Raw genomic sequence first — 24,835 nt, forward strand, 5'->3', positions numbered from 1 at the left:
TCGCCGAACTTCTTCACCCCGCCGCCCGCCTTCTCCACAGGCCCGCCGCTCAGCGGCCGGGCCGCTCACCCGCCTGCGGCGGCACCCGGGGCGCGCGCCGAGCCGGGCCCCTTCGCCCGGTCCGGCGGCGAGCCGGAGCCGTTCTCCACGCCCGAGGTCGCGAACTGGCCGTCGTTCGCCACCGACCCCTCGGGGCCGGACGACCTCGTGCCGCCACCGCTCTGGCCAGGCGTGCACGACCTGTACGCCCCCGCCCCGCCTCCCGGGTCACCGGGACCCGGCCCGCTCCGGCAGGGCAAGGCCGCCGGGCCGGGCGGCGACGACTACCTGCCGATCTTCGCCGCCGTGGAGTCGGCCTGGTTCGACCGCGACCGTAGCGATGTGTGGAGCTCGCCCCAGGCGGACGCCGGCTGGAGCGCCGCGCAGGCCGCCGCCAGCCCGGTCGGCGACGGCACCACCCCCTCCGGCCTGCCCAAACGAGTGCCGAGAGCCAACCTGGTGCCAGGCACCGCCGACAGCGCCTCCGCTCCGAAGGGCGTGGCCCCCATTCCGCGGATCTCACCGGAACAGGTCCGCGAGCGTCTGGAAGGCTTCCAGCAGGGCGTGCGCGCGGCGCGCGACGACCTCGGCGCGGGCGGCGCGCCGCCTCACCACCGGTGGGGAACGCCTCCGAGGGAGGGCCCGTGACCGGCAGGTGCTCAATGGTCTCGAGAAGCGCTGAATCAGGCGGTGAGCCACCGCTGGACAATGCCGGTATGCGCGTGATCAGAATAGGCGTCACCCTGCTTTCACGGTGCGGAGTGTCCATGTTCACACGCAGATTGACGGCGTCTTTTGCTCTCGTCCTGTTGTTCGCGAGCGGCACCATTACCGGCGCGGCGGCAGAAGGCGAGGTCAGGAAGCCGACCCACCCCGGTCCGGTGTTCGCAACGGTCACCGGGAAAAGCGCCCTGCTCTCGCTGCAGACTTTCGGCCGCCCCGACGGCAAGGACATGGTTTTCCGGATTTCGGGTTCGGTTTTCGCGAACGTCACCGGCAACGCCCTCGACTCCGCCATGAGGCACGGCCAGAAGTTGTTCAACATCGAGGGATACAACATCCGGCGGCTCTACCGGGTGCCCGGGACCAACCAGCTCCACCAGCTCTCCCGCGAGATCGTCTTCTACACCGACCCCGCCGACCCGACGCGGATCGTACGCGAGTGGAAGAACCCCGTCGACGGCAGGACGTACCCGGTGGTGCCCATCAACAACGACGCGGTCAACTTCGGCCCGTTCCCGATCACCCCCTCCTACCAGGGGCCGCCGCTGGTGCGGCTGCACGACGAGACGGTGTGGACCAGCGACATCCCCGTGCGCGCCGACCTGGGCGCCGCGCTCGGCGAGCGGTTCGGACTGGTGGGCGGCGTCTACACGGCGCAGGAGATGTTCGACTTCTCGGTGGACGAGCGCGAGGTCGCCGCCCGCGCCGTCCCCGGCGTCGTCCCGCGCGGCGCGATGAAGACCAAGGTCAGCTGGGCGCGGACGAGTCCGTGGGCGCCGTTCATGTGCCTGGCGGAGACCGAGGTGCGCGGCGGGCTGACCTACCACGCCCGCGGCTGGACGCTCGACTCGTACGAGGACGTCGAGCCGTGGTTGCGCGCGGCGGTCGAGGCGGATCATCCGAGGTTCACCAGCGCGCCCGCCGAGCCGGGACCGAGCGAGAACTCCTGGACGTCCTTCCACGCCAAGCAACTCGGCAAGGGCGCCACCACCTGGGCGGGCTGGTGCGCCGCCAACGGCCGATCATGAGCACCGTACGCAACCCGCTCACGGGCTGGGCCGAACGCGAGCTGGTGCCCGCGACGCCCGCCGAGCTGGCAGGCCTGGCGGCCGAGCTGCGCGTGCGCGCCGACGACTGGCGGCGGGCGGACCGCAAGGAGGTCCTGTCGGCGTTCGCCGCCGCGCTGGCGGCCGACGACGACCTGCTGGCCGCGCTGGTGGCCGACACCGGCCGGGTGGGGGAGTCGGCGCTGGAACGGCGGCTCGCCGCGGGCCTGGTCGGGCGCTGGGCCCGCGAGGCGCCCGCGCTGCTGGCGCCGCGCGTGCCGTCCGCCGCGTCGATGCCAGGGATCGTGGTGGACGGCGACCTGGTGCCGTACGACCTCGTGGGGGTGATCAGCCCGTGGAACTTCCCGCTGCTCATGGCCCTCATCGACGCCGCGCCCGCACTGGCGGCCGGCTGCTCCGTGCTGGTCAAACCGAGCGAGGTGGCCCCGCGCTTCATCGAGCCGCTGATGCGGCTGGTGCCTCCTGAGCTGCCGCTGCGGGTGGTCGAGGGCGACGGCGAGACCGGGAACGCGCTGGTGGGCATGGTGGACGCCGTGGTGTTCACCGGCAGCGTCGAGACGGGACGGCGGGTGGCCGAGGCGGCGGCCCGCGCCTTCGTGCCGGCCTTCCTGGAACTGGGCGGCAAGGACCCGGCGATCGTGCTGGCCGGCGCCGACCTCGACCGGGCCACGTCGGCGATCCTGTGGGGCGGCACCGCCAACGCCGGGCAGTCCTGCCAGTCGATCGAGCGGGTGTACGTCGAGCGCGGCGTGCACGACGCCTTCCTCGACCTGCTCGCGAGCAAGGCCGCCAGGGTGGGGCTGACGTGCGAGGGCGGTCCGATCGGTCCCATCGTCCGGCCGGGGCACTGGCGGTCGATCGCGGACCAGCTGGCGGACGCGACGGCCAAGGGCGCGATCGTGCACACGGGGGGTGAGATCGAGCGCCACGGCGGCGGCCGCTGGTGCCGGCCCACGGTGTTGTCCCGGGTCACGCACGCGATGCGGGTCATGACGGAGGAGACGTTCGGCCCTGTGCTGCCGGTCATGGCCGTGGCCGGCGCCGAGGAGGCGGTGAGCCTGGCCAACGACTCCGTCTACGGCCTGTCGGCCGCCGTCTTCGCCGCCTCGGAGCAGGACGCCATGGAGGTGGCCGCGCGGCTGCGCGTGGGAGCGGTCAGCGTCAACGACGCCTCCCTGACCGCGCTCGTGCACGAAGGCGAGAAGGACTCCTTCGGGCTGTCCGGCCTGGGCGGCTCGCGTATGGGGACCGCCTCGATCCGCCGGTTCCTGCGCCGCAGGGCGTTCCTGGTGAACCGTTCCCCGGCCGCCGACCCGTGGTGGCACCCGCTGGACAAGGAGTAGGACGTGGGACTTCGCGAGGACATGCCGCTGCTGGCACGGCACGAGGGCACGTGGGAAGGCGAGTACGTGCACGTCGACCCCGAGGGCGCCGTGCTCGACCGGCACCGGGTCGAGATGACCTGCGCCATCGTCGGCGACGACGGCTACCACCAGACCAACCGTTACACCTGGGACGACGGCCGGGTCGAGGTGCACGAGTTCCCCGGCCGCCACCTCGGCGGCGGGCGCTGCGGGTTCGACACCGACCGGCTCAAGGGCGAGTTCTGGGAACTGGACGAGTCCACCATCTACCTGCGCTGGCAGTACAAGGCCGAAGGGGAGGACCTGCGGCTGTTCGAGCTGATCGTGCTGAGCGAGAAGGGCGACACCCGCAGCAGGGTGTGGCAGTGGATCCGCGACGGCGTGTGCGTGCGGCGTACGCTCATCAACGAGCGGCGGACCGGCTGAATGACCGCTTTCACCGCGCTCGCCCTGCAGGTGGAGACCCGCGCGGTCAACGCGGCCGCCGATCCGCGGGCCGAGATCGCCGCCGCCGTCGAGCGGATCGCCGAACGGGTCCGCGGCTCGGCGGCCTGGCTCGGGCCCGGACTGCGCCTGGTGGTGCTGCCGGAATATGTGCTGACCGGGTTCCCCATGCGGGAGAGCCTCGCCGAGTGGCGTGAGCGGGCCGCGCTGGACCCTGACGGCCCGGAATACCGCGCGCTGGGGGAGATCGCCGCGCGGCACGGGCTGTTCCTGTGCGTCAACGCGTACGAGCGGGACGAGCACTTCCCCGAGCTGTACTTCCAGTCGTCGGTGATCCTTTCCCCTCAGGGTGAGGCGGTGCTGCGCTACCGGCGGCTGCACTCGATGTTCACGCCCACCCCGTACGACGTGTGGGAGCGCTACCTCGACGTCTACGGCATCGACGGGGTGCTGCCGGTGGCCCGCACCGAGATCGGCAACCTGGCGGTGCTCGCCTCCGAGGAGGTCCTCATGCCCGAGCTGGCCCGCGCGCTGGCCCTGCGCGGAGCTGAGGTCTTCTGCCATCCCACGTCCGAGGCGTCCTCGCCCGAGCTGACGCCCAAGGCGATCGCCCGCCGTGCCAGAGCGGTGGAGAACCACGCCTGCGTGGTCTCGGCCAACAGTGGCGGCCTGTCCGGCATCGCGATCCCCGGCGACTCCACCAACGGCGGCTCCGAGGTGCTCGACCACGAGGGCCGGGTGCTGGCACGGGCGGGGGCGGGCGAGTCGCTGGTGGCCGCCGCCGAACTGGACCTCGCGGCGCTGCGCCGGCGCCGGCGGCGGCCTGGGATGGGCAACCTGCTCAGCCGCGTGAAGACCGGCCTGTGGGCCGAGGAGTACGCCCGCCACGACGTCGAGCGCCCCGGCGGCCTGGCGTCCGGCCCGCGCGAACGGGCCTGGTTCACGGACCGCCAGAAGGAGACGATCGAACGGCTGCTCGGCGGCGAGGCCTAGACGCCGGTCCTGGCGCCCCGGTGCCAGGAGAGCACCAGCCGTTCGACGCCGAGGAACGCGGCGTTGAGCGCGATGCCGAGCAGGCCGAGCAGCACGATCCCCGCCCACATGGCCGGGATGTCGAACTGGCTCTGCGCCTCCAGCATGCGGTGCCCGATGCCCTCGCTGCTGCCGACCAGCTCCGAGATCACCATCATGATGAGCGCCAGCGACACGCTCAGCCGCAGCCCGGCGAAGATCTTCGGGGAGGCGGCGGGCAGGATGACGCGGGTGAGCCGCTGCCAGGGGCCCAGCCGGTAGACGACGCCGGTCTCGATGTACTGGCGGTCGACGTGGCGGGCGCCGTCCATGGAGTTGATCAGCACCGGCCAGATGACGCCGTACACGATGGAGGCCAGCTCCATCGGGGTGCCGATCTTGAACAGCACCAGGAACACCGGCACCAGCGTGGACGGCGGCACCGAGCGGCCGAAGTGCACCAGCGGCTCGACCAGTGCCGACAACCGGCGCGAGCGGCCGAGCGCCACGCCGGCCAGCACGCCCGCCGCGCACGCCATCGCCCACCCGGCGAACAACCTGGCCAGGCTCGGCAGCAGGTCGGCGACGGCCTCCTCGGTGAGGAACACCCGCGATGCCGGACCGGAGAACCACATCTCGTGCAGCCGGGTGACGATCCGCGACGGCGGCGGGAAGTACGCCGCCTGCGCCGAGCGCGTGGCCAGCTCCCAGGCGATCAGGGCCACGGGCAGCAGCCAGTACCACACCAGCCGCCGGGCGGCGGTCATGCCGGCTCTCCCGTACGCGCCCCGTGCCAGCGGAACAGGCGGCGCTCGGCCGTCGCGAACAGCAGGTTGGCGGCCAGCCCGATGACACCGGCCCACAGCGGGGCCGCCAGCATGCGGTCGGTACGGTTGGCGCTGCCCGCCAGCGACTGGAACGCCCCGATCCCGCCCCCGCCCGGAGCCAGCAGTTCCACGCTCACCGCCACGATCAGGGTGACGGACACGGCGATGCGCACGCCGGTCGCGATGAACGGCGCCGCGCTCGGCAGGCTCACCCGCAGCGCGACGGCCAGCGGCCCGAAGCCGAAGCTCCGCAGGGTGTCCTTGGCCAGCGGGTCGACGTCGCTCAGGCCGTACAGGGTGTTGATCAGCAGCGGCCACGAGCAGGTGTAGACGATCAGCGCGACCTTGGCGTCGTGGCTCACCGGGAACAGGAACATGGCCAGCGGGATGAGTGCCACCGACGGGATCGGCCGCAGGAACTCCACCAGGGGCCGCACCGACCGCTCCACGAACGGCACCGTCCCGAGCAGCAGCCCGGCGGGCACGGCGACCGCGATCGCGATCGCCAGCCCGCTCACGCACGCCTCCAGCGTGGCCAGCACGTCGGCCCTGAACTGTGCCTCCAGCGGCAGCTCCGCCGCCGTGACCAGCACCCGCGACGCGTACGGCAGCACGTCGGGGACGAGCCCGAGACGCCCGGCCACCTCGGCGACGGCGAGGAACCCCGCCACGCCGGCCGCCCCGAGCGCCGCGCGTGCGATCCGCCGGTCGATCATCCGTCCAGCGACGCGAACAACTGGGCCGCGTCCACCGTGGACTTGAGGTAGCCGTAGCCGTGCAGCAGGTCGGCGAGCTTCTGCACAGCGGCGGTGTCGGCCTTCATCGAGAACGTGCCGAGCGTCATCGCCGCCGCCGCGTCGGCGGGGATCTGGGTGTACGTCGGCACGATCTCGTCGATGGCCTTGCGGTCCTCGCCCGCGATCTGCTGGGCCTTGGCCAGGGCACGGTGGAAGGCGGCGGCCGTCTTGGGGTTCTTGGCCAGCCAGTCCTCGGTGACGCCCCATCCGTCGATCGGCACGCCCGCGGTGACGCCGTCGGTGGTGTCGATGATCTGGGTGGCGCCGTCCTTCTTCGCCGCGGTCAGGAACGGCTCGACGAGCCAGGCGGCGTCGACCTTGCCCGAGGACAGCGCGCTGATCTGGTCGGCGAACTGCACGGGGACGTATTTGGCGTCGTCCGGCTTGAGCCCGGCCTCCTGGAGGTGGGCGTTGGTCAGCGTCTGCCCGAGCGCCTTCAGCACGTTGACGGCGATCGTCTTCCCCTTGAGGTCGGCGGCCGACTTGACCGGCGAGCCCTTGGCCACGACGACGCCGGCGACGCCGGGCGCGGCCTCCTGGCTGTGCTGGAAGAGCTTGAGCGTGGCCGCGCCCGAGTCGTTGATCGCCATCAGCGACACATAGCTCGTCAGGAACGCGTCCATGCTGCCGTTGAGGATCTTCGGCATGACCGCCTGCGGAGCCTGGATGATCTCCGTCTTGACGGTCAGCCCCTCCTCCTTGAAGAAACCGCGTTTCTCCGCGATGAACAGCGGCGCCGACGACGGCACCGGCACCACGCCGACCAGCAGCTGCGTCTTCTCCAGCCCGCCCGTGGTCGATCCAGGGGCAGCGGCGCCGCCGTCGCTGTCGCCTCCCCCTCCGCACGCGCTCAGCGAGAGGGCGATCGCCATGCCTGCGGCTAGTATCCTGGCCAGCTTCATCGCTTCTGCCTTTCTGGGGGACAAAAGGGGGTGCCCAGAGGGTCGTCAGGACGTCGAGCCTACGGTAACCCGATCCACCCCGGCCCACCCTTTGTCGATCACGCACCGGCATGGCAAGCTCGGTTCCGGCACATCTGATCATCGGACCCACCGCACGGCGCCCCCCGGGCCGCGTGCCTGCTGATTGCGAGGAAGCTGATGAATGCCAAGGACTACATGGCCGGCGTTTTCGACCGCGCGTCCGGCAGCTACGAACGTGTCGGCGTGCCGTTCTTCGCGCCCGTCGCCGCCGAGCTCGTACGCCGCGCCGCCCCCGGCCCCGGCGACCGCGTGCTGGACGCCGGCTGTGGCACCGGCGCCTCGCTCGTGCCCGCCGCCCAGGCCGTCGGCCCCAGCGGCCGGGTCGTCGGGCTCGACCTCGCGCCCGGGATGGTGGCCGCCGCGACCGCCGAGGTGGAGCGCCACGGCCTCACCCAGACGGCCGTCGTGCTCGGCGACGCGGAGCACGCCGAGGAACTGCTGCCGGGCGAGCGCTTCGACATCGTGCTGGCCGGGATGATGCTCTACTTCCTGCCCGACCCGCCCGCCGCCGTGCGGTCCATGGCCGGGCTGCTGCGGCCGGGCGGGCGGCTGGCGGCCAGCCTGCTGGTCCGGTCGAGCCCCGCCGAGGCCGAGCTGTTCGCGCTGGTGGAGAAGGCGCTGGCCCCCTACACCTCGGGGGCGGGCAGCGCGCCGTTCCACCACACCCTGGGCGGGCAGGGCGAGCTGATCGCGCTGTTCGAGCAGGGCGGGCTGGGCGACGTCGAGTGCGCGGACGTGGTGTTCGAGGTGGCCGTCGGGGCCGGGCAGGTGTGGGACTGGCTCTGGTCGGCTGCCCGCAGGGCCTCGCTGGAGAGCATCCCCGAGGCCCTGCGCCCCGAAGCCAGGGCCGCGCTGGAGGCGTCGTTGCCGCAGGAGGGTTTCCTGCTGGCCCGCACGGTGCGCTACGCCACCGGCACGCGCGCGTGAAGCGGCGGCCTCAGGCGGGCCGGGACACGTAGCGCCCCACTGGTCTGCCCACGACCTTGCCGGCGTCGAGCACGTGGTTGCCGCGCACGAACGTGTCGGTCACCTTGGCCGTCAGCTCGAAGCCCTCGAACGGCGTGTACTCCTGCGTCGACTCCGAGTCCTGGGCGCGCACGGTCCACGTGCTCGCGGGGTCGACCAGGCAGATGTCGGCGTCGAAACCGGGGGCGATCGTGCCCTTGGTGCGCAGACCGTACCTCTTGGCGGGGTTCCAGGAGGTCAGCGCGGCGATCCGGCCGTAGGGCAGGCCCCTGCGGCGGCCCTCGGTGATGAGGCCGGGCAGCAGATATTCCGCCCCGCCGAACCCGGCCTTGGCCACGAACACGTCGTCGCGCGGGTCGCCGAACTTGAGCTCGTCGCGGCAGCAGGCGTGGTCGCTGACGACCCAGTCCACGGTTCCGTCGAGCACGTACTCCCACAGCGCCTCGACGTCCTCGCGCGGCCTGATCGGCGGGTTGACCTTGGCGCCGAGGCCACTGGCCGTGTCGACGTCGGCCAGCAGGTGACCGATCGTGACCTCGCGGCGGAAGTCGATGTGCGGGAACGTCGCCGCCATGCGGACGGCCGCGTCCAGCGCCTTGCGGGACGACAGGTGCAGCAGGTTGACGTTGGCCAGCCCCGTCTCGTGGGCGAGGTAGGAGGCGATGAAGACGGCCAGCCCCTCGGAGTGCTGAGGGCGCGAGGCGCTGTAGGCGGCCAGCCCGCGGAGGTCCCCCGCCTGCTCGACGAGCTTCGTGTACGCCGTCATGATCTCGGCCGTCTCGCAGTGCAGCGACAACGAGATCTCGCCGGCCAGCTCCGGCAGGCGCTCCCTGGCCGCCTGCACGCCGCGCATGACGAACTCGAAGTGCGCGTAGTCGTAACGCTCACCCTCCGGCAGCATGAGGAAGGCCCGCTGGTCGTCGGAGCGCCCGTGCAGCCCGTGCCCGCCGTAGAACATGAAGATCTTGAACGACGGCACCCCGAACCGCTCGACCAGGTCGGGCAGCTCGTCGATGTGCCCACGCGACATGGGCGCCAGGTGGAAGCCGTAGTCGACGTAGGCCCGGCCCTCGGACTGCCTGAGCACCTCGGGGAAGAACTCGGCGTAGGGTCCGCCCTTGTTCAGGTAGTACTGGCCGGTCCGCATGTACGTCAGCGCGGTGGTCACACCGCCCTGCGCGCTCGCCCGGCTCTCCGACCCGGTGTCCTCGGCCAGCGGGTTGTAGATGCCCCAGTGCTGGTGAGCGTCCACGACGCCGGGGAAGGCCAGCTTGCCGCCGCCGTCGATCACCTCGCCGGCGCCGGTCAGCCCCGGCGCCACGTCCACGATGCGGCCGTCGGCGACGGCGATGTCCGCGGCCACGGGCTCGTCGTGCTCGTGGGTGACGACCTTCACGTTCTTCAGCAACAGCTCGGTCACGGGGGAGTTTCTCTCCTAAGGCGAATGAGCGATCAAGCGACGCGGTGGGCGTCGCGGTGCCAGGCCAGCACGCGCCGCTCCACCATGAGGAACAGGGAGTTGAGTACGAAGCCCAGCACGCCGAGCACCAGGACGCCCGCCCAGATGGCCGGCATGTCGGCGGTGTTGTTGGCCAGGTTGAGCAGGTAGCCGATCCCCTCCGTGCTGCCCTTCAGCTCGCTGATGACCATGAGGATCAGGGCCAGCGAGACGCTCAGGCGCAGCCCCGCGAAGATCTTCGGAGCCGCGGAGGGAAGGATGATGCGGAAGATCCGCAGGGAAGCCGGCACGCCGAACACGGTGGCGGTCTCGACCTTCAACCGGTCGACGCTGCGGGCGCCGTCGATCGAGTTGAGCAGGATCGGCCAGATGATGCCGAAGACGATGGTCGCCACCTGCACCTGGGTGCCCATTGTGAACAGCACGAGGAAGAGCGGGAGCATGACCGGCGGCGGCACCGCGCGGGCGAACTCGACCAGCGGCTGCACGAAGTCGGCCAGCCAGGCGGTCCTGCCCAGCGCGACGCCGAGCGTCACGCCCACGACCACCGCGACGGCCCACGCCCCCGTCACCCTGACCAGGCTGGGCACGAAGTTCTCGATGGCCTCCTCGGTGAGGATGTAAGGCCCGGACAGCCACATGTCGTACATGCGGATCAGGATCAGTGACGGCTCCGGCAGGTACGCGATGTCGAGGCTGCGGGCCAGCAACTCCCAGCCGCCGAGGACGACGGGGACCAGCCACAGCCGCTTGAGCAAGGTGAGCATCATGTCGTTCGCCACCTGAACAGACGTCGCTCGGCCCGTACGAGCACGATGTTGACGACGAGCCCGAGGAAGCCCGCCCACAGCAGGGCGGCCAGGACGTCGATCATGGCGTCGGCGCCGATGCCCGTGCTCGCCTGGATGAGGAAACTGCCGATGCCCGTCGAACCGCCCACGATGTACTCCACGCTGATCGCCAGGATGAGCGTGATGGACGCGGCGAGCCGCACCCCCGTCGCGATGAAGGGGGCCGCGCTCGGCAGGGACACCCGCCACAACACGGCTCCTGCGCCGAACCCGAAGGTGCGCAGCGTCTCCTTACTCACCGGGTCGACGTCGCGCATGGCGTACATGGTGTTGATCAGGATGGGCCAGGACGCGGCGAAGACGATGAGCGCGACCTTGGCGTTGAGCTCCGAAGGGAAGAAGAACAGCGCCAGCGGGATCAGCGCCACCGAGGGGATGGGCCGCAGGAACTCGACGAACACCCGGGTCATCTCCTCGATCACCCGCACCGTGCCCAGCACCAGGCCGATCGGGACCGCCACCAGGACGGCGAGCGGCAGCCCGATGACCGCGGCGGTGAGCGTGCCCAGCACGTGGTCGAGGAACTCCGGGTCGACGGCGAGAGCGACGGTCCTGGCCAGTGTGTCCACGGCCGGCGGCAGCCATTTGACCGCGCCCGACATGCCGAGGACCTGCCACAGCAGCAGAAAGCCCACCACACCTGCGGTGTGGCGGGCGAATTTGACCAGCCGGGCGCGGGCGAGCGGGGCCCGCTCGCGCCGCGCCGGTGTGACGGTAGCCGTCATCCCTGGTCGGGAGCCGTGTAGATCATGGACTTGACGTCCATCTCCTTCTTCAACATGCCCGAGTCGAGCATCAGGTCCGCCACCCGCTGGATGCGCTCGGCGCTCAGCGAGGTCGGGTAGGCGCCCAGGTTGATCGTGGCGGCGGTCTCTGCCGGGATCTTGGTGAAGGTCGGCAGGACCTTCGTCACCGCACTACGGTCGGTGGCCGCGATCTGCTGCGCCTTGGCCATGGCCCGCTGGAACGCCGCCAGCGTCTTCGGGTTGTCGGCCACCCACTTCTCCGTGGCGGCCCATCCGGTGATCGGCAGGCTCTCGGTCGGGCCCGACATCGTGTCCACCAGCATGGTGGCGCCGAGCTCCTTCTTCGCCTCGCTGACGTACGGGTCGGTCATCCAGACGGCGTCCACGTCGCCCTTGTCGAGCGAGGAGAGCCAGTTGGTCGTGGGGACCTCGACGTAGTTGATGTCCTTCTCGGGGTCGAGGCCGGCGACCTTGAAGTGCGGGTTCATGGTGAGGGTGCCCAGACCCGCGAGGGCGTTCACACCGACCTTCTTGCCTTTGAGATCGGCGACCTTCTTGATGGGGGAGTCCTTCTTCACCATGATGCCGAAGGCGCCCTGCGCTCCTTGGTAGGAGTCGGCGATGTACTTGAACTTCTCGGTGCCCTGTTCCTGGATCGTCAGGATGGTGGCGTAGCTACCGAGAACGACGTCCATGGCGCCGTTCGAAAGCTTGCCCAAGACCTGCTGCGGAGCCTGGATGGGCTCCTGCTTGACGGTGAGGCCCTCTTCCTTGAAGAAGCCTCGTTCCATGGCGATGAACAGCGGCGCCGAGTCCGCGCCGGGATATTGGCCGATCAGCAGGTCGGTCTTCATACCGGCGTCGGCGCCTGAGCCCTCGGCCGCGTCGTCAGAACCGGAGCACCCAGTGATGACGAGAGTGGCCACAAGCCCAACCAGGGCAGTACGCCCTAATGCACCGAACCGCATTGCGGGTCTCCTTTGAACCGGGGGGTGAGTGCGAACGGGGGTGTTCAACGACGGTGGCACCTTAGCGCAGGCTGCGGTTACCAGGTCACCTGGAACACCTGAAATTAACAAGATATATCCATATATATGGGCATTTGTGGCGGTTTGTCCGTTTACCGGAAATCTGGGGTCCTTGACGTGGGACCAGCGGGGCCGGTGTGGTGAATTGCGTAAAATACTGAGCCGTGTGTCGCTTGTGATCTTTGCGGTATTGGCCGATCTCAGGTAGATGTGCTCCAATTAGCTCTCGCCCCAAGGGTGCGTCAGCGTCACACTGCAAACATGCGTAAATGACGTGAACTACGTGCACCAGGCCATCCGAGGAGAGGTTGCGGAGGCAAGTGAAGACTGTGGTCCCCCCTACGGGCGGCGAACAGGGCTTAACAGAAGAAGCCCCCCGACAAGGTCCCCCTGGGCCAGAAATGTCCGAGCCGGACGGCGTGGACGCGGTCGTCAACCGCCAGGCGGGTTCCCGCTTCTCCCTGCGCAACTGGCGAGTGCGCTCCAAACTGCTGGTCCTGGTCGTCATCCCCACCCTCGCCGCGCTCGTGTTCGGTGGCCTGCGCGTCACCACCTCGATCGCCACCGCCGGTGAGTACGCCCAGGTCAACGAGGTGGCCGTACTGGCCAGCCGGCTGACCGCCCTCGCCCACGAGGTCGAGCGGGAACGTGACCTCACCGCCCGCTACGTCGCCGGCGGCCGCCGAGGCACGGAGAAGGTGCCCGAGGACGTCGCGGCCCAGTACGAGAACGTCGACAAACTCGTCACTGAGGTCAAGCCGGGCGTCGAGGCCCTCGTGAACACGGACAACTCCGCGGCTCCCGATGCCCTGCGTATCACCAACCGCTTCAACGAGCTCGCCACCTCGCGTGAAACCGCGATCGCCTCTCAGCTCGACGTGAACTCCGTCATCGAGCTCTACGACCGCACCATCTCCGACTTCCTCTCGCTCAACGACAAGATCGACCAGGGCGCGGTCGACAAGGAACTGTCGGCGAGCGTGTCCGGCTTCGCCGCCCTCGCCCGAGCCAAGCAGTACGTCTCCACCCAGCGTGCGCTGCTCGTCGCCGCCCTGGCCCGCGGCGAGTTCGGCAAGACCGAGCTCGACGCCTTCATCGCCGCCCGTGCTCAGCGGAACAGCGAGCTCGCCACCTTCAAGTCGCAGGTCTCCCTCGAGCTCCGCCAGGCCTACGACGACACCGTCAGCGGCCGGGCCGTCGACCGCGCCGAGGTCCTGCTGGCCCGGGCCCTGCTCCTCCAGGACGACGGCCTGCCCCTGCGCGACCGCAGGCTCGGCCTGGCCCGCGACGGCGAGGCCTGGTTCGACGCCATCAGCGAGACCATCGACGGGATGCGCTCCGTCGAGCAGCAGACCGCCGACTCCATCGTGCTGCGCAGCCGCACCCTGGAGGGCGCGGAGCAGCAGAACGCCGTGATCGTCGGTAGCGCCATCGCCGCCCTGCTCCTCCTCGTCCTGCTGGTCACCGTCTTCATGGCCCGCTCGCTGAGCGGCCCTCTGCGCAGGCTGCGCAGGGAAGCGCTGTTCATCGCCGGCCGCCGCCTGCCGGAGACCGTCCAGAAACTCCGGGAGAGCGGCGAAGGCTCGATCGGAGCCGTCCCCCCGATCGGCGTCGCCTCGAACGACGAGATCGGTGAGGTCGCGCGGGCGTTCGACGAGGTGCACCGCGAGGCGGTGCGGCTGGCGGGTGAGGAGGCGCGGCTGCGCAGCAACGTGAATGCGATGTTCGTGAACCTGTCGCGGCGTAGTCAGACGCTGGTGGAGCGGCAGATCACGTTGATCGACGGTCTGGAGCAGGGTGAGCAGGACGAGCAGCGGCTCGGGAACCTGTTCAAGCTGGACCATCTGGCCACGCGTATGCGGCGTAACAGCGAGAACCTGCTGGTGCTGGCGGGTCAGGACCCGCCGCGCCGCTGGAGCAAACCCGTCAAGCTGGTCGACGTCGCCCGGGCCTCCCTGTCCGAGGTCGAGAACTACGAACGGGTCGTGCTGCAGGTCCCCGACGGCGTGTCGGTGGCGGGTCAGGCGGTCAACGACGTCATTCACCTGATCGCGGAGCTGGTGGAGAACGCGTTGTCGTTCTCGCCGCGTGAGACGCGGGTGACGGTGTCGGGCAGCAGGATCGACGGCGGCGGCGTGATGTTGTCCATCACCGACTCCGGCATCGGCATGACCGCCGACGAGCTCACCCAGGCCAACGAACGCCTCATGGACGCCCCCACCGTGGACGTGTCGGTGTCGCGGCGCATGGGCCTGTTCGTGGTCGCCCGCCTGGCGCACCGCCACGGCATCCGGGTGCAACTGCGTCCCCACGGCTCGGGCGGCCTGACCGCCATGGTCCTCATGCCGGAGTCGCTCTTGGGCAACCAGGCCCCCTCCTACGGCCCGGCCTCCGCGAGCAACGGCATGGGACAGCAGGAAAGGTCGTTCGACGAGGGCTTCGGCGCCCGCCAGCCGGCGGCGCAGCCGCCCGTCCCCCAGTGGGGATCGGGCGGAGGTTACCAGCCGGGTCCCGGGCACCCGTCGTTCCCCTCGGAGCCGTCGTTCCCGTCGCAGCCCTCGTTCTCCTCACAACCCTCATCGTTCTCCCCCCGGGGGAACATGGACTCCGGATGGCCGTCCGACCCGCGCAACAACGGCGGCGGCTACGACACCGCCGACGTCTGGGTGCCCTCACGCAACCCCGCGAGCCCGCCCGGCAACTGGATGAGCAGCAGCAACCCGCTGCCCCAGCGGCCCACCGCCGACCGGGCGAACGCCGGCAGGCCCGACCCGGACGCGGGAAGGTACGACTTCCCCGAGACCGAGTCCGCCGCGACGGGCCCCATCCCCGTCGTCAAGCCCGCCTCGGCCGGGGACGAATACCTGCCGATCTTCGCCTCTGTGGAGTCGGCCTGGTTCGAACACGGTCCGGACAGCGGCGCCACCTGGGGCTCCGCGAAGGCCGACGCCGGCTGGAGCGCCGCCGAGGCCGTCGTCGAGCCCGTACGTGACGGCGCGACGGCCGCGGGGTTGCCCAAGCGGGTGCCCAAGGCCAACCTGGTGCCCGGCTCCGCCGACACCGTCTCCGCCCCGAAGGGCGTCGCACCGATGCCGGCGGTCTCGCCGGACCGGGTGCGCAGCCGGCTCTCCAGCTTCCAGCAGGGGTTCCGGGCGGCACGTGATGACATCAGCGAGGGCAGGACGTATCCCTCCGGCCCCAGGAGTGGTGAAAGCAGGGATGAGCGGTCATGAGTGACCTGAGCCAGTCGGCACGCGGGGTGGATTGGTTAATCACCGACTTCGTCAGCTCCGTCCCCGGGGTCGCGCACGCGGTGGTCGTCTCGTCTGACGGGTTGCCGCTGGCGGCGTCGTCGGGGTTTCCGGCTGATCGGGCGGATCAGCTGGCGGCGATCGCGTCGGGTCTGGTGAGTTTGACGCAGGGTGCGGCGCGGGTGTTCGAGGGGGGTGCGGTCAATCAGACGATCGTGGAGATGCAGCGTGGGTTGATGCTGATCATGTCGATCAGTGATGGTTCGTGCCTGGCGGTGCTGGCGGCTCCGGATTGTGACATGGGGTTGGTGGCGTACCAGATGACGCTGATGGTGGATCGCGCCGGTCAGGTGCTGACTCCGGCTGTGCGTGCGGAGCTGCGCGCCAGCCAGACCAGGTGATGTAGGTGACAGATCCCCGATGGAACAGCGGCAGCTGGAACTCCAACAGCGGCGGCTGGAACTCTCACAACAGCGGCAGCTGGGAGCCCCCGCCTCCCGCGCATCCCCCGAGCTCCGATCCCGCCTCGCCGGTGCGGCCCTACGCCGTCACCGGCGGGCGTACCGCGCCCAGGGTCAAACTGGCGATGGAGGCCCTCGTGTCCTCGGCCACGGCCGAGCACCGGGAGTTCTCGCACATCACGCCCGAGTACAAAGCGATCAGCCAGCTGTGCCTCCAGGTCAGATCCGTGGCCGAGGTGTCGGCCCTGCTGCGGATCCCGCTCGGCGTGGTGCGTGTGCTGATCGCCGACATGGCGGCCGAGGGCCTGGTACGGGTGCATCAGCCGCAGCTGGATGAGGGTAGGCCGGACGTCAACCTGCTGGAAAGGGTGCTCAGTGGACTTCGCAGGCTCTAGCCCCGGTTTGACCTCGACGAAGATCGTCGTCGCCGGGGGCTTCGGGGTGGGCAAGACGACGTTCGTCGGCGCGGTGTCGGAGATCATGCCGTTGACCACGGAGGCCGTCATGACGGACGCCTCCAAGGGCATCGACGATCTGGGCATGACGCCGCTGAAGTCGACCACGACCGTGGCGATGGACTTCGGCCGGGTCTCCCTCGACCGTGACCTGATCCTCTACCTGTTCGGGACACCCGGGCAGCACCGGTTCTGGTTCATGTGGGACGACCTCGTGCGTGGGGCGATCGGCGCGGTGGTGCTGGTCGACACCCGCCGCCTGGCCGACAGTTTTCCCGCCATCGACTACTTCGAGGAGGCGCAACTGCCCTTCATCGTGGGAGTCAACGGCTGGGACGGACAGTACGCCCACAGCGACGCCGAGGTTCGTGACGCCCTCACCCTGGCCCCGCACATCCCGATGGTGCGCCTCGACGCCAGGTCGAAGGACTCCGTCAAGGCCGCGCTGATCAACCTCGTCGAACACGCCCTCACGGTTCGGATGGCCGTGCCCGGCTGGAGCGGCTAGCAGAGCGGCTAGGCTGGACGCTTAGACGTACCTTCGCTTCGAGGACTGGCCAACCACGTGTTCGAGACGCTATCCGACCGGTTGACATCGGTCTTCTCCTCCCTCCGATCCAAGGGGCGGCTGTCCGATGCCGACATCGACGCCACCACCCGTGAGATTCGCATCGCGCTGCTCGAGGCCGACGTCGCCCTTCCTGTGGTCAAGGCGTTCGTCGCCCAGGTCAAGGAGCGCGCCCGCGGCGCAGAGGTCTCCCAGGCGCTGAACCCGGCGCAGCAGGTCGTCAAGATCGTCAATGACGAGCTGATCGGGATCCTCGGCGGTGAGACCCGCAGGCTCCGTTTCGCCAAGACGCCGCCCACCACCATCATGCTCGCCGGCCTCCAGGGCGCGGGCAAGACGACACTGGCGGGCAAGCTGGCCCGATGGCTGCGCGAGCAGGGGCACGCGCCCATGCTGGTCGCCGCCGACCTCCAGCGGCCCAACGCCGTCCAGCAGCTCCAGGTCGTGGGCGAGCGCGCCGAGGTCGCCGTCTACGCGCCCGAGCCGGGCAACGGCGTCGGCGACCCGATCGGCGTCGCCCGCAGCTCCATCGACGAGGCCAGGCGCCTGCAGCACGACATCGTCATCATCGACACCGCGGGCCGGCTCGGCATCGACCAGGAGATGATGCGCCAGGCCGCCGACATCCGCGACGCGGTCCAGCCCGACGAGGTCCTGTTCGTCGTCGACGCCATGATCGGCCAGGACGCCGTCACGACGGCGCAGGCCTTCATGGAGGGCGTCGGCTTCGACGGCGTCGTGCTGACCAAGCTCGACGGCGACGCCCGGGGCGGCGCGGCGCTCTCGGTCAGGCACATCACCGGCCGGCCCATCATGTTCGCCTCCACGGGCGAGAAACTGGAAGACTTCGACGCCTTCCACCCCGACCGGATGGCCTCCCGCATCCTCGACATGGGTGACATCCTCACCCTGATCGAGCAGGCCCAGAAGACGTTCGACGAGGAGCAGGCCGCCAAGATGGCGGGCAAGCTCACATCGGGCGAGAACTTCACGCTCGAAGACTTCCTCGAGCAGATGCAGATGGTCCAGAAGATGGGGCCGATCAAGAACCTGCTCGGCATGATGCCCGGCATGGGGCAGATGCGCGACCAGATCAACTCCATCGACGACCGCGACCTCGACCGCATCGCGGCCATCATCCGCTCGATGACCCCGGCCGAGCGCCAGGACCCCAAGATCATCAACGGCTCCCGCCGCGCCCGCATCGCCTCCGGTTCCGGCGTCACCGTCAGCGCCGTCAACAACCTCGTCACCCGCTTCTTCGAGGCCCAGAAGATGATGAAGCGGATGGCCGGCGGCATGGGCATCCCCGGCATGCCGGGCGGGGGCGGCGGCCGCGGCAAGGGCGGCAAGTCCCAGAAGAAGGGCAAGAAGGGACGGCGCGTCAGCGGCGACCCGCGCAAGGCCGCCCTGGGTAAACCCTCCGCCGACACGCCCGCCGAACCCAAGCAGGGCGGGGGAGCACTGGGCAATCTCGGCGGCAAACTGCCTCCGGGGATGGAACTTCCGCCCGGCTTCGACCCCTCCAAACTCCGCCTCCCCGGCCAGAAATAACGTTCTCCGCCGGCGCCCCTTACGGGGCCCGGCGGACCACCACTCCACCCGGCCTGCTCGGCCATCGCACCTCCGGCCGGCCCGGGTGCGCGCTGCCGCTCGGTCGGATCGCTGCGCCTCGATCGCCGCGGGTCGCCGCACCTTGGGCGGTCGCGTTACCGCGCCTCCAGTCAGTCGGCCTGGCGGTCGCGCTTTCTTCCGGCTGAGTCATCACGCTTGCGGTCGGTCGGGCACCCCGACCAGGGCAGACGTTGGGTCAGGCCGGATGCGGTGGGGGTAAGGACAGAACGCTTGAAACAAGGGTGTGGGTGCGGGGCGTATCCGGGCCGATGTGGTCGTAACGGAAGGGATGGCGGGAGCTTGCCGACCCTTTGCGGCGACGTGCCGCCTACGGTCGTGGGCAGTGTCGTCGATCTGGCAGAATGACATGTTGGAACACCGTGACCAGGCGGGTGCCCTCTCACCTCCCGCCGGACACGCCTGTCCCTGGAGCGTCGTCCCGTCGTGCCCCACTCGGCGAGGCGCCGTTCACCCACATGCGAATGCAGGAGAGACCACACCCGTGGCAGTCAAGATCAAGCTCAAGCGGCTCGGCATGATCCGCAACGCTCAATACCGCATCGTCGTCGCCGACAGCCGCACCAAGCGTGACGGCCGGGCGATCGAGGAGATCGGCCTTTACCACCCGAAGGAAAACCCTTCGCGCATCGTGATCAACGCTGAGCGTGCGGCCTACTGGCTGGGTGTCGGCGCGCAGCCGACCGAGCCGGTGCTCAAGCTCCTCAAGCTCACCGGTGACTGGCAGAAGTTCAAGGGCGAGCCCGCCCCCGAGCCTCTCAAGGTCGCTGAGCCCGCGCCTGACCGCCACGCCCTTTACGAGGCCGCGGCCAAGGAGGCGCTGTCCGGTGGCGACACCGGCACGGCCGCCACCACGCCGCCGAAGAAGGCCAAGAAGAAGGAAGAGGCCGAGGCCCCCGCCGAGACCCAGGCCGAGGGCGAGGCCTGACGTGCTCGAGGAGGCTCTCGAGCACCTCGTCAAGGGCATCGTCGAACATCCAGACGATGTCCGGGTCCGCGCACGCCGCATCCGCAGCGGGCGCGTCCTGGAGGTCCGGGTGCACCCCGAGGACCTGGGGAAGGTCATCGGACGCGGCGGGCGCACCGCCAAAGCGCTGCGCACGGTCGTGAACGCCCTGGCCGACGGGAAGTACGTGCGAGTCGATCTGCTCGATCTGCACGAAGTAGTCCGTTAGCGTCAGGTTTGCGCGCCCTCATCGGTCTTCCGGTGAGGGCGCTCGCGTTGAGAAAGGGCGGTTCCACGTGCAGCTGGTCGTCGGCCGGATAGGCCGCCCGCACGGCGTACGCGGTGAGGTGACCGTGGAGGTGCGCACCGACGATCCCGAGCTGCGCTTCGCCCCTGGCACGTCGATCGCCACCGACCCCGCCGGCAGGGGGCCGCTCGTCGTCGAGGGCCGCCGCTGGCACAAAGGTCTGCTGCTGGTCTCGTTCGCAGGGGTCTCCGGTCGTGACGCGGCCGAGGATCTGCGTAACACGATGCTGGTCATCGACTCCGCCGAGGTGGCGCCGCCCGAAGACCCCGACGAGTTCCACGATCACCAGCTCATCGGCCTGGCGGTCGAGACCGCGTCCGGCGAGCCCGTGGGCGAGGTCACCGATGTGCTCCACCACGGTCAAGACCTCCTGGTCGTACGCCGGAAAGAAGCCGACGACGCGCTGATCCCGTTCGTGAAGGCTCTCGTGCCCATGGTCGACGTGGAGGCCGGGCGGCTGGTCGTCGATCCGCCGGAGGGCCTGTTGTGATGCGGATCGACATCATCTCGATCTTTCCCGAATACTTCGCGCCGCTCGACGTCTCGTTGATCGGCAAGGCGCGTGAGCGCGGCACGCTCGACGTACGCGTGCACCAGCTCCGTGACTGGGCACACGACGTGCACAAGACCGTGGACGACACCCCTTACGGCGGGGGGCCGGGCATGGTCATGAAACCCGAGGTGTGGGGCGAGGCCATCGACTCCGTGATCGGCGACGGGGCGCCACGGATGATCGTGCCGACCCCGAGCGGGCGGCCGTTCACCCAGGAACTCGCGCAGGAGCTGGCGGAAGAGCCGTGGTTGTTGTTCGCGTGCGGGCGTTATGAGGGGATCGATACGCGCGTCGTGGAGGAATACTCCGGACGGCTGCGGGTCGACGAGGTCTGCATCGGCGACTACGTGCTGGCCGGCGGTGAGGTGGCGGTGCTGGTCATGGTGGAGGCCGTCGGCAGGCTGCTGCCGGGGGTGCTGGGCAACGCCCAGTCGGCCGTCGACGACTCCTTCGCCCCCGGGTCCATGCGCAACCTCGTCGAGGGCCCCGTCTACACGAAGCCTCCCGTCTGGCGGGGGCGCGAGGTGCCTGACGTGCTGCTGTCCGGACATCACGGAAAAATCGCCAGATGGCGGCGGGACGAGGCGCTGCGCCGTACCGTACGAAACCGGCCCGAACTCGCGGCCGAGCTCGACCCCGGGACGCTTGACAAGCACGACAGGAGACTGCTCGAGGAGCTGTCGTTTCGCGTCGCGCCGGAAGATATGGCAAACTGAATCGCTGCCAACCTGTTGTGGTTGGTCTGTCATGCCCGGGAAACGGTCCTGGGTTTCATCACATCAGCAGGCGTGTCCGCCACGAGCCATGGCCGGGTGGACCTCCGCGTGCTCACGAGGACTTGAGGACAGCTCTCATGCACACGAAGATCCAGGAGCTCGAGAAGGCGACCCTGCGCAGCGATGTGCCGGATTTCCGCCCCGGTGACACGCTCGAGGTTCACGTACGCGTCGTCGAAGGCAACCGCTCCCGCATCCAGGTCTTCAAGGGCTTCGTGCTGCGCAGGCAGGGCAGCAGCGCCCGCGAGACCTTCACCGTCCGCAAGGTGAGCTACGGCGTCGGCGTCGAGCGCACCTTCCCCGTGCACAGCCCGGTCATCGACAAGATCGTGCTCGTCTCCCGCGGCGACGTGCGCCGCGCGAAGCTTTACTACATGCGTGACCTGCGTGGCAAGGCCGCCCGCATCCGCGAGAAGCGTGAGACGACTCCCGCGAAGTAGCTCTCGTTCTTTCCGAGGTCCGCGCCACGGCGCGGGCCTTTCGGCTTTACGGGGGCGTTTCCTTTATGTGGAGCGACTCGTGCGTGGGTGTAACGTCGGTCCAGGCTTGTCGAGCCGGGACATCATCTAGGCTCGTCAGCGATGACTAGCGAGAGCCAGGAGCACGGCGCTGCGCGCCGCCCTGTCGAGGACGAGGTGGACGTGGTCGCCGAAGAGACGCAGAAGCCGGCTAAGGGCGGGAAAAAGGAGAAGAAGGGGTCGTTCTGGAAAGAGCTTCCTGTTCTTGTCGTTGTTGCCCTGGTGCTGGCCCTGATCATCAAAACCTTTGTGGTCCAGGCCTTCTACATTCCGTCGGAGTCGATGGAAAACACCCTGCTGACCAATGATCGGGTTCTCGTCAACAAGCTCGTCTACCACACTCGCGACATCGAGCGCGGCGACGTGGTGGTTTTCTCGGGCGTCGACTCCTGGGACGGCGAGTTCCAGATGGAGGAGCCGTCCAACCCTGTCGCGGCGTTCTTCCGCTGGGTCGGCACGGCGTTCGGCGTCATCCCCGGCGAGAAGGACTACATCAAGCGGGTCATCGGCATCGGCGGCGACCACGTCAAGTGTTGCGACTCCGAGGGCCGCATCACCGTCAACGGCACGCCGCTCGACGAGGAGAGCTACCTCTATCCGGGCAACGTGCCCTCTGACAAGTTCTTCGACGTCACGGTGCCGCCCGACCGGCTGTGGGTGATGGGCGACCATCGTTCGGTGTCACTCGACTCACGCGCCCACACCGGCGACGCGGGCGGCGGGTCCATCCCGGTGAGTCAGGTCATCGGACGTGCGTTCGTGATCGTGTGGCCGTTCGACCGCGCGTCCTCGATAGACATCCCCGAGACGTTCGCCCAACCCGCGCTCCACGCGCTCGGCGGGTCCGTACCGCTGGTCGCCGGGTTCGGCCTGGCCGTACCCTTGGTCCTGGTCCGGCGCCGGCTGCGGAGGAAGCGCTGATGGCCGTCACCAAGAAGGCGGAGGGTGTGGGTAAAGAGAAGAAGAAAAAGGGCAGCTTCCGCGAGACGGTGTTGCTGCTCGTGCTGGGGGTCGGCATCGCGCTGCTGCTGCAGGCCTTCGTGGTCGGGTCGTTCTACATCCCGTCCGTGTCGATGGAGAACACCCTGCAGCTCGACGATCGGATCTTCGTCAACAAGCTCTCGGGCAAGCCGGAGCGCGGCGACATCGTGGTGTTCAAGGGCTGGAACGGCGAAGACACCATCAAGCGCGTCATCGGGGTCGGCGGCGACCGCGTCAAGTGCTGCGACGCCGACAAGCGCATCACCATCAACGGCAAGCCGCTCGACGAGTCCTCCTACCTCTACCCAGACGATTACGCTTCCGGCGATAACTTCGACGTCAAGGTGCCGGCCGGCAAGCTCTGGCTGATGGGCGACCATCGCAGCGCCTCGGCCGACTCCCGGGCGCACATGCGGGAGCCGGGTGGCGGCTTCATCTCGGAAGACGCGGTGATCGGCAAGGCCGTGGTGCGCTACTGGCCGCTGTCGCGGGGCTATCTCTTCTCCCAGCCCGAGGCTTTCGACAAGGTCAAGTAGAGCGGCTTTCGGTCGCGGTTTGCGGCGAATGAGGCGTACGCTGCCTCTGTCATGACAGTTGCGTTCCGCCCTCGACCCAGCGTCGTCCGGCGAGATTCCGGACTCTACGCCTATGAACGGGCGCTCGCCCGCCGCGGCCTCACCCCCATCGCGGGTGTCGACGAGGCCGGCCGTGGCGCGTGCGCGGGACCGCTCGTGGTCGCGGCCGTCATCTTGCGCAAGCCGGTCGACGGCCTGAGCGACTCGAAACTGCTCGCGCCGGCGGTGCGCGAACGCCTCTACGACACGATCGTTCGGGTCGCCCACGTGGGCATCGTGACCATCCCGCCCGGGGAGATCGACGCCAAAGGTCTCCACAAATGCAACGTTTCGGGAATGCGGCGCGCTGTCGCACAGTTGTCCTGTGACCCTGAGTACATCCTGACGGACGGCTTCCCGGTGCCCGGGTTGCCCGCGCCGTCACTGGCCGTGTGGAAGGGGGACCAGGTGGCCGCATGCGTGGCGGCCGCGTCGATCGTGGCCAAGGTGACGAGGGATCGCTTGATGGTCGCGCTGGACGAGCGCTTCCCGCAGTACGGCTTCGCCGAGCACAAGGGGTATGTCACACCAGGACACCGGCTGGCGCTGGAAACGCATGGTCCGTGTCCTGATCACCGTTACTCCTTCGTCACGGTGGCGAGGGGGATGGGTGAGAATGAAATGGGGGCCGGGGTTGCCTGACCAGGCAAACCGGGGGACCGGTACGACAGGAGGACCGCGATGAGCGCAGAGGATCTCGAAAAGTACGAAACCGAGATGGAGCTGCAGCTTTACCGCGAATACCGCGATGTCGTCGGTTTGTTCACATACGTGGTGGAGACTGAGCGGCGGTTCTATCTGACCAACTCAGTCGATCTCGATGTCCGCACTGCGGAGAACGGCGACGTCTTCTTCGACGTGAAGATGCAGGACGCGTGGGTGTGGGACATGTACCGGCCCGCCCGGTTCGTCAAGAACGTACGGGTCGTCACGTTCAAGGACGTGAACGTCGAAGAACTGGCGAAGGCCGACCTGGAGATGCCCAAGGAGGGCTTCTCGGGGTGACGGCGCGGCCAGGACGCTGAGAGGGCCACGCCTCCGACACGTCGCGCGTGAGCACCGACGTGGCCCTCGCCCTCTCGTCGCAGGGCTGCCTTCCTGGAAATGGGCTTCCGGAAAGGTTGTGGCGAGCCGTCAGTGGGCCGGCCCTGGGGTGGATGCTTCTGGGAACCGGCTCCGGGGGTGGACTCCTCCAGGAATCGAGCCTATGGAGAGCAGGCGCCGGGGACGGATCTCACGGGGAACAGGTTCCGGGGCGGATTTTGCGGGGAGCGGGTTCCGGGGACGGATCTCACAGAGAGCGGGCTCCAAGTGACGGAGCCACGAGAATGGGCGCCGGAGACGGACCTCACGAGGAGCGGGCTCCAGGGACGGGCCTCACGAGGAGCGGGCTCCAGGGACGGGCCTCACGGGGAGCGGGTTCCGGGGACGGATCGCACGGCGGGCGGGCTTCAGGGGCGGACTTCAC

Annotated in this window: 26 protein-coding genes and 1 pseudogene; 20 read left to right on the forward strand and 7 right to left on the reverse strand. The window is 69.3% G+C overall.

The window, feature by feature from the left end:
- The 5 genes and pseudogenes from E1295_RS49225 to E1295_RS35930 all read left to right on the forward strand — a co-directional run.
- Nucleotides 1-687 (forward strand): annotated as a pseudogene (locus E1295_RS49225) (hypothetical protein); the annotation flags it as partial.
- A gap of 119 nt (nucleotides 688-806) precedes the next feature.
- On the forward strand, nucleotides 807-1,790 hold the full coding sequence (locus E1295_RS35915; RefSeq protein ID WP_132637679.1) for a DUF1838 family protein: 984 nt from the start codon (nucleotides 807-809) through the stop codon (nucleotides 1,788-1,790).
- Entirely contained in the window at nucleotides 1,787-3,172 is a 1,386-nt protein-coding gene (locus tag E1295_RS35920) for an aldehyde dehydrogenase family protein (RefSeq protein ID WP_132637681.1), read from the forward strand. Before E1295_RS35915 ends, E1295_RS35920 begins: the two co-directional genes overlap by 4 nt.
- 3 nt (nucleotides 3,173-3,175) lie before the next feature.
- On the forward strand, nucleotides 3,176-3,619 hold the full coding sequence (locus E1295_RS35925) for a DUF3598 domain-containing protein (RefSeq protein WP_132637683.1): 444 nt from the start codon (nucleotides 3,176-3,178) through the stop codon (nucleotides 3,617-3,619).
- Nucleotides 3,620-4,630 carry a nitrilase-related carbon-nitrogen hydrolase gene (locus E1295_RS35930; RefSeq protein WP_132637685.1) on the forward strand — a complete coding sequence of 337 codons (1,011 nt, stop codon included), beginning with the start codon at nucleotides 3,620-3,622 and terminating at the stop codon, nucleotides 4,628-4,630.
- On the opposite strand, the gene E1295_RS35935 is transcribed toward E1295_RS35930, so the two are convergent.
- Genes E1295_RS35935 through E1295_RS35945 form a run of 3 tightly spaced genes read right to left on the reverse strand, consistent with a single transcriptional unit; the run spans nucleotide 4,627 to nucleotide 7,144 of the window.
- Nucleotides 4,627-5,415, reverse strand: a complete 789-nt coding sequence (locus E1295_RS35935; RefSeq protein ID WP_132637687.1) for an ABC transporter permease — start codon at nucleotides 5,413-5,415, stop codon at nucleotides 4,627-4,629. The two genes, E1295_RS35930 and E1295_RS35935, sit on opposite strands and share 4 nt — an antisense overlap.
- Entirely contained in the window at nucleotides 5,412-6,191 is a 780-nt protein-coding gene (locus tag E1295_RS35940; protein ID WP_132637689.1) for an ABC transporter permease, read from the reverse strand. The genes E1295_RS35935 and E1295_RS35940 overlap by 4 nt, the downstream gene beginning before the upstream one ends.
- Nucleotides 6,188-7,144, reverse strand: a complete 957-nt coding sequence (locus E1295_RS35945) for an ABC transporter substrate-binding protein (RefSeq protein WP_166427575.1) — start codon at nucleotides 7,142-7,144, stop codon at nucleotides 6,188-6,190. Before E1295_RS35945 ends, E1295_RS35940 begins: the two co-directional genes overlap by 4 nt.
- 228 nt (nucleotides 7,145-7,372) lie before the next feature.
- On the opposite strand from E1295_RS35945, the gene E1295_RS35950 reads away from it, so the two are divergent.
- Entirely contained in the window at nucleotides 7,373-8,182 is an 810-nt protein-coding gene (locus tag E1295_RS35950; protein ID WP_132637693.1) for a class I SAM-dependent methyltransferase, read from the forward strand.
- 10 nt (nucleotides 8,183-8,192) lie between these two features.
- On the opposite strand, the gene E1295_RS35955 is transcribed toward E1295_RS35950, so the two are convergent.
- Genes E1295_RS35955 through E1295_RS35970 form a run of 4 tightly spaced genes read right to left on the reverse strand, consistent with a single transcriptional unit; the run spans nucleotide 8,193 to nucleotide 12,203 of the window.
- Nucleotides 8,193-9,641 (reverse strand): dihydroorotase, encoded by a 1,449-nt coding sequence (locus tag E1295_RS35955; RefSeq protein ID WP_132637695.1) that lies wholly within the window; start codon nucleotides 9,639-9,641, stop codon nucleotides 8,193-8,195.
- Nucleotides 9,642-9,673: 32 nt separating this feature from the next.
- Nucleotides 9,674-10,450 carry an ABC transporter permease gene (locus tag E1295_RS35960; protein WP_246080756.1) on the reverse strand — a complete coding sequence of 259 codons (777 nt, stop codon included), beginning with the start codon at nucleotides 10,448-10,450 and terminating at the stop codon, nucleotides 9,674-9,676.
- Nucleotides 10,447-11,256 (reverse strand): ABC transporter permease, encoded by an 810-nt coding sequence (locus tag E1295_RS35965; RefSeq protein WP_132637697.1) that lies wholly within the window; start codon nucleotides 11,254-11,256, stop codon nucleotides 10,447-10,449. Before E1295_RS35965 ends, E1295_RS35960 begins: the two co-directional genes overlap by 4 nt.
- Nucleotides 11,253-12,203, reverse strand: a complete 951-nt coding sequence (locus E1295_RS35970; protein ID WP_166427576.1) for an ABC transporter substrate-binding protein — start codon at nucleotides 12,201-12,203, stop codon at nucleotides 11,253-11,255. Before E1295_RS35970 ends, E1295_RS35965 begins: the two co-directional genes overlap by 4 nt.
- A gap of 503 nt (nucleotides 12,204-12,706) precedes the next feature.
- Here E1295_RS35970 and E1295_RS35975 point away from each other — a divergent pair.
- The 14 genes from E1295_RS35975 (at nucleotide 12,707) to E1295_RS36040 (ending at nucleotide 24,372) form a co-directional block, all read left to right on the forward strand.
- A complete protein-coding gene (locus E1295_RS35975) occupies nucleotides 12,707-15,538 on the forward strand; it encodes a sensor histidine kinase (RefSeq protein WP_132637701.1) in 2,832 nt (943 codons plus the stop codon).
- Nucleotides 15,535-15,957 carry a roadblock/LC7 domain-containing protein gene (locus E1295_RS35980; RefSeq protein WP_132637703.1) on the forward strand — a complete coding sequence of 141 codons (423 nt, stop codon included), beginning with the start codon at nucleotides 15,535-15,537 and terminating at the stop codon, nucleotides 15,955-15,957. Before E1295_RS35975 ends, E1295_RS35980 begins: the two co-directional genes overlap by 4 nt.
- Nucleotides 15,958-16,088: 131 nt before the next feature.
- Nucleotides 16,089-16,412 carry a DUF742 domain-containing protein gene (locus tag E1295_RS35985; protein WP_132335392.1) on the forward strand — a complete coding sequence of 108 codons (324 nt, stop codon included), beginning with the start codon at nucleotides 16,089-16,091 and terminating at the stop codon, nucleotides 16,410-16,412.
- 7 nt (nucleotides 16,413-16,419) lie between these two features.
- Complete coding sequence (locus E1295_RS35990; RefSeq protein ID WP_132637705.1) at nucleotides 16,420-16,980, forward strand: GTP-binding protein; 561 nt, start codon at nucleotides 16,420-16,422, stop codon at nucleotides 16,978-16,980.
- Between the two features lie 57 nt (nucleotides 16,981-17,037).
- Nucleotides 17,038-18,594, forward strand: a complete 1,557-nt coding sequence (gene ffh / locus E1295_RS35995; RefSeq protein ID WP_132637707.1) for a signal recognition particle protein — start codon at nucleotides 17,038-17,040, stop codon at nucleotides 18,592-18,594.
- A 562-nt stretch (nucleotides 18,595-19,156) separates the two neighbouring features.
- Entirely contained in the window at nucleotides 19,157-19,600 is a 444-nt protein-coding gene (gene rpsP, locus E1295_RS36000) for a 30S ribosomal protein S16 (protein WP_132601374.1), read from the forward strand.
- Nucleotide 19,601: 1 nt separating this feature from the next.
- Nucleotides 19,602-19,847 carry an RNA-binding protein gene (locus tag E1295_RS36005; RefSeq protein WP_132335352.1) on the forward strand — a complete coding sequence of 82 codons (246 nt, stop codon included), beginning with the start codon at nucleotides 19,602-19,604 and terminating at the stop codon, nucleotides 19,845-19,847.
- Between the two features lie 67 nt (nucleotides 19,848-19,914).
- Nucleotides 19,915-20,415: a ribosome maturation factor RimM gene (rimM, locus tag E1295_RS36010; RefSeq protein WP_132637709.1), complete on the forward strand. Its 501-nt coding sequence runs from the start codon at nucleotides 19,915-19,917 to the stop codon at nucleotides 20,413-20,415.
- On the forward strand, nucleotides 20,415-21,194 hold the full coding sequence (trmD, locus tag E1295_RS36015) for a tRNA (guanosine(37)-N1)-methyltransferase TrmD (RefSeq protein WP_132637711.1): 780 nt from the start codon (nucleotides 20,415-20,417) through the stop codon (nucleotides 21,192-21,194). Before rimM ends, trmD begins: the two co-directional genes overlap by 1 nt.
- 137 nt (nucleotides 21,195-21,331) lie before the next feature.
- Entirely contained in the window at nucleotides 21,332-21,694 is a 363-nt protein-coding gene (gene rplS / locus E1295_RS36020; RefSeq protein ID WP_132637713.1) for a 50S ribosomal protein L19, read from the forward strand.
- Nucleotides 21,695-21,835: 141 nt separating this feature from the next.
- On the forward strand, nucleotides 21,836-22,693 hold the full coding sequence (gene lepB, locus E1295_RS36025) for a signal peptidase I (protein ID WP_132637715.1): 858 nt from the start codon (nucleotides 21,836-21,838) through the stop codon (nucleotides 22,691-22,693).
- Nucleotides 22,693-23,289, forward strand: coding sequence for a signal peptidase I (gene lepB, locus E1295_RS36030; RefSeq protein ID WP_132637717.1), 597 nt, complete (start codon nucleotides 22,693-22,695; stop codon nucleotides 23,287-23,289). The genes lepB (E1295_RS36025) and lepB (E1295_RS36030) overlap by 1 nt, the downstream gene beginning before the upstream one ends.
- A 51-nt stretch (nucleotides 23,290-23,340) precedes the next feature.
- Nucleotides 23,341-24,009 carry a ribonuclease HII gene (locus E1295_RS36035; protein ID WP_132637719.1) on the forward strand — a complete coding sequence of 223 codons (669 nt, stop codon included), beginning with the start codon at nucleotides 23,341-23,343 and terminating at the stop codon, nucleotides 24,007-24,009.
- Nucleotides 24,010-24,048: 39 nt separating this feature from the next.
- Nucleotides 24,049-24,372, forward strand: a complete 324-nt coding sequence (locus E1295_RS36040) for a DUF2469 domain-containing protein (protein ID WP_026215037.1) — start codon at nucleotides 24,049-24,051, stop codon at nucleotides 24,370-24,372.
- Nucleotides 24,373-24,835 lie beyond the last annotated feature (463 nt).

The sequence above is a fragment of the Nonomuraea mesophila genome (assembly GCF_004352805.1).
Lineage (GTDB): Bacteria > Actinomycetota > Actinomycetes > Streptosporangiales > Streptosporangiaceae > Nonomuraea > Nonomuraea longispora.

Coding starts and splice junctions, on each gene's coding strand:
- rplS (WP_132637713.1), top strand. CDS start 21,332: ATGCACACGAAGATCCAGGAGCTCGAGAAGGCGACCCTGCGCAGCGAT.
- E1295_RS35965 (WP_132637697.1), bottom strand. CDS start 11,256: ATGACGGCTACCGTCACACCGGCGCGGCGCGAGCGGGCCCCGCTCGCC.
- E1295_RS35915 (WP_132637679.1), top strand. CDS start 807: ATGTTCACACGCAGATTGACGGCGTCTTTTGCTCTCGTCCTGTTGTTC.
- E1295_RS35940 (WP_132637689.1), bottom strand. CDS start 6,191: ATGATCGACCGGCGGATCGCACGCGCGGCGCTCGGGGCGGCCGGCGTG.
- E1295_RS35935 (WP_132637687.1), bottom strand. CDS start 5,415: ATGACCGCCGCCCGGCGGCTGGTGTGGTACTGGCTGCTGCCCGTGGCC.
- E1295_RS35930 (WP_132637685.1), top strand. CDS start 3,620: ATGACCGCTTTCACCGCGCTCGCCCTGCAGGTGGAGACCCGCGCGGTC.
- lepB (WP_132637717.1), top strand. CDS start 22,693: ATGGCCGTCACCAAGAAGGCGGAGGGTGTGGGTAAAGAGAAGAAGAAA.
- lepB (WP_132637715.1), top strand. CDS start 21,836: ATGACTAGCGAGAGCCAGGAGCACGGCGCTGCGCGCCGCCCTGTCGAG.
- E1295_RS36040 (WP_026215037.1), top strand. CDS start 24,049: ATGAGCGCAGAGGATCTCGAAAAGTACGAAACCGAGATGGAGCTGCAG.
- E1295_RS35960 (WP_246080756.1), bottom strand. CDS start 10,450: ATGATGCTCACCTTGCTCAAGCGGCTGTGGCTGGTCCCCGTCGTCCTC.
- E1295_RS36035 (WP_132637719.1), top strand. CDS start 23,341: ATGACAGTTGCGTTCCGCCCTCGACCCAGCGTCGTCCGGCGAGATTCC.
- E1295_RS35975 (WP_132637701.1), top strand. CDS start 12,707: ATGTCCGAGCCGGACGGCGTGGACGCGGTCGTCAACCGCCAGGCGGGT.
- E1295_RS35920 (WP_132637681.1), top strand. CDS start 1,787: ATGAGCACCGTACGCAACCCGCTCACGGGCTGGGCCGAACGCGAGCTG.
- trmD (WP_132637711.1), top strand. CDS start 20,415: ATGCGGATCGACATCATCTCGATCTTTCCCGAATACTTCGCGCCGCTC.
- E1295_RS35945 (WP_166427575.1), bottom strand. CDS start 7,144: ATGGCGATCGCCCTCTCGCTGAGCGCGTGCGGAGGGGGAGGCGACAGC.
- E1295_RS35950 (WP_132637693.1), top strand. CDS start 7,373: ATGAATGCCAAGGACTACATGGCCGGCGTTTTCGACCGCGCGTCCGGC.
- E1295_RS35980 (WP_132637703.1), top strand. CDS start 15,535: ATGAGTGACCTGAGCCAGTCGGCACGCGGGGTGGATTGGTTAATCACC.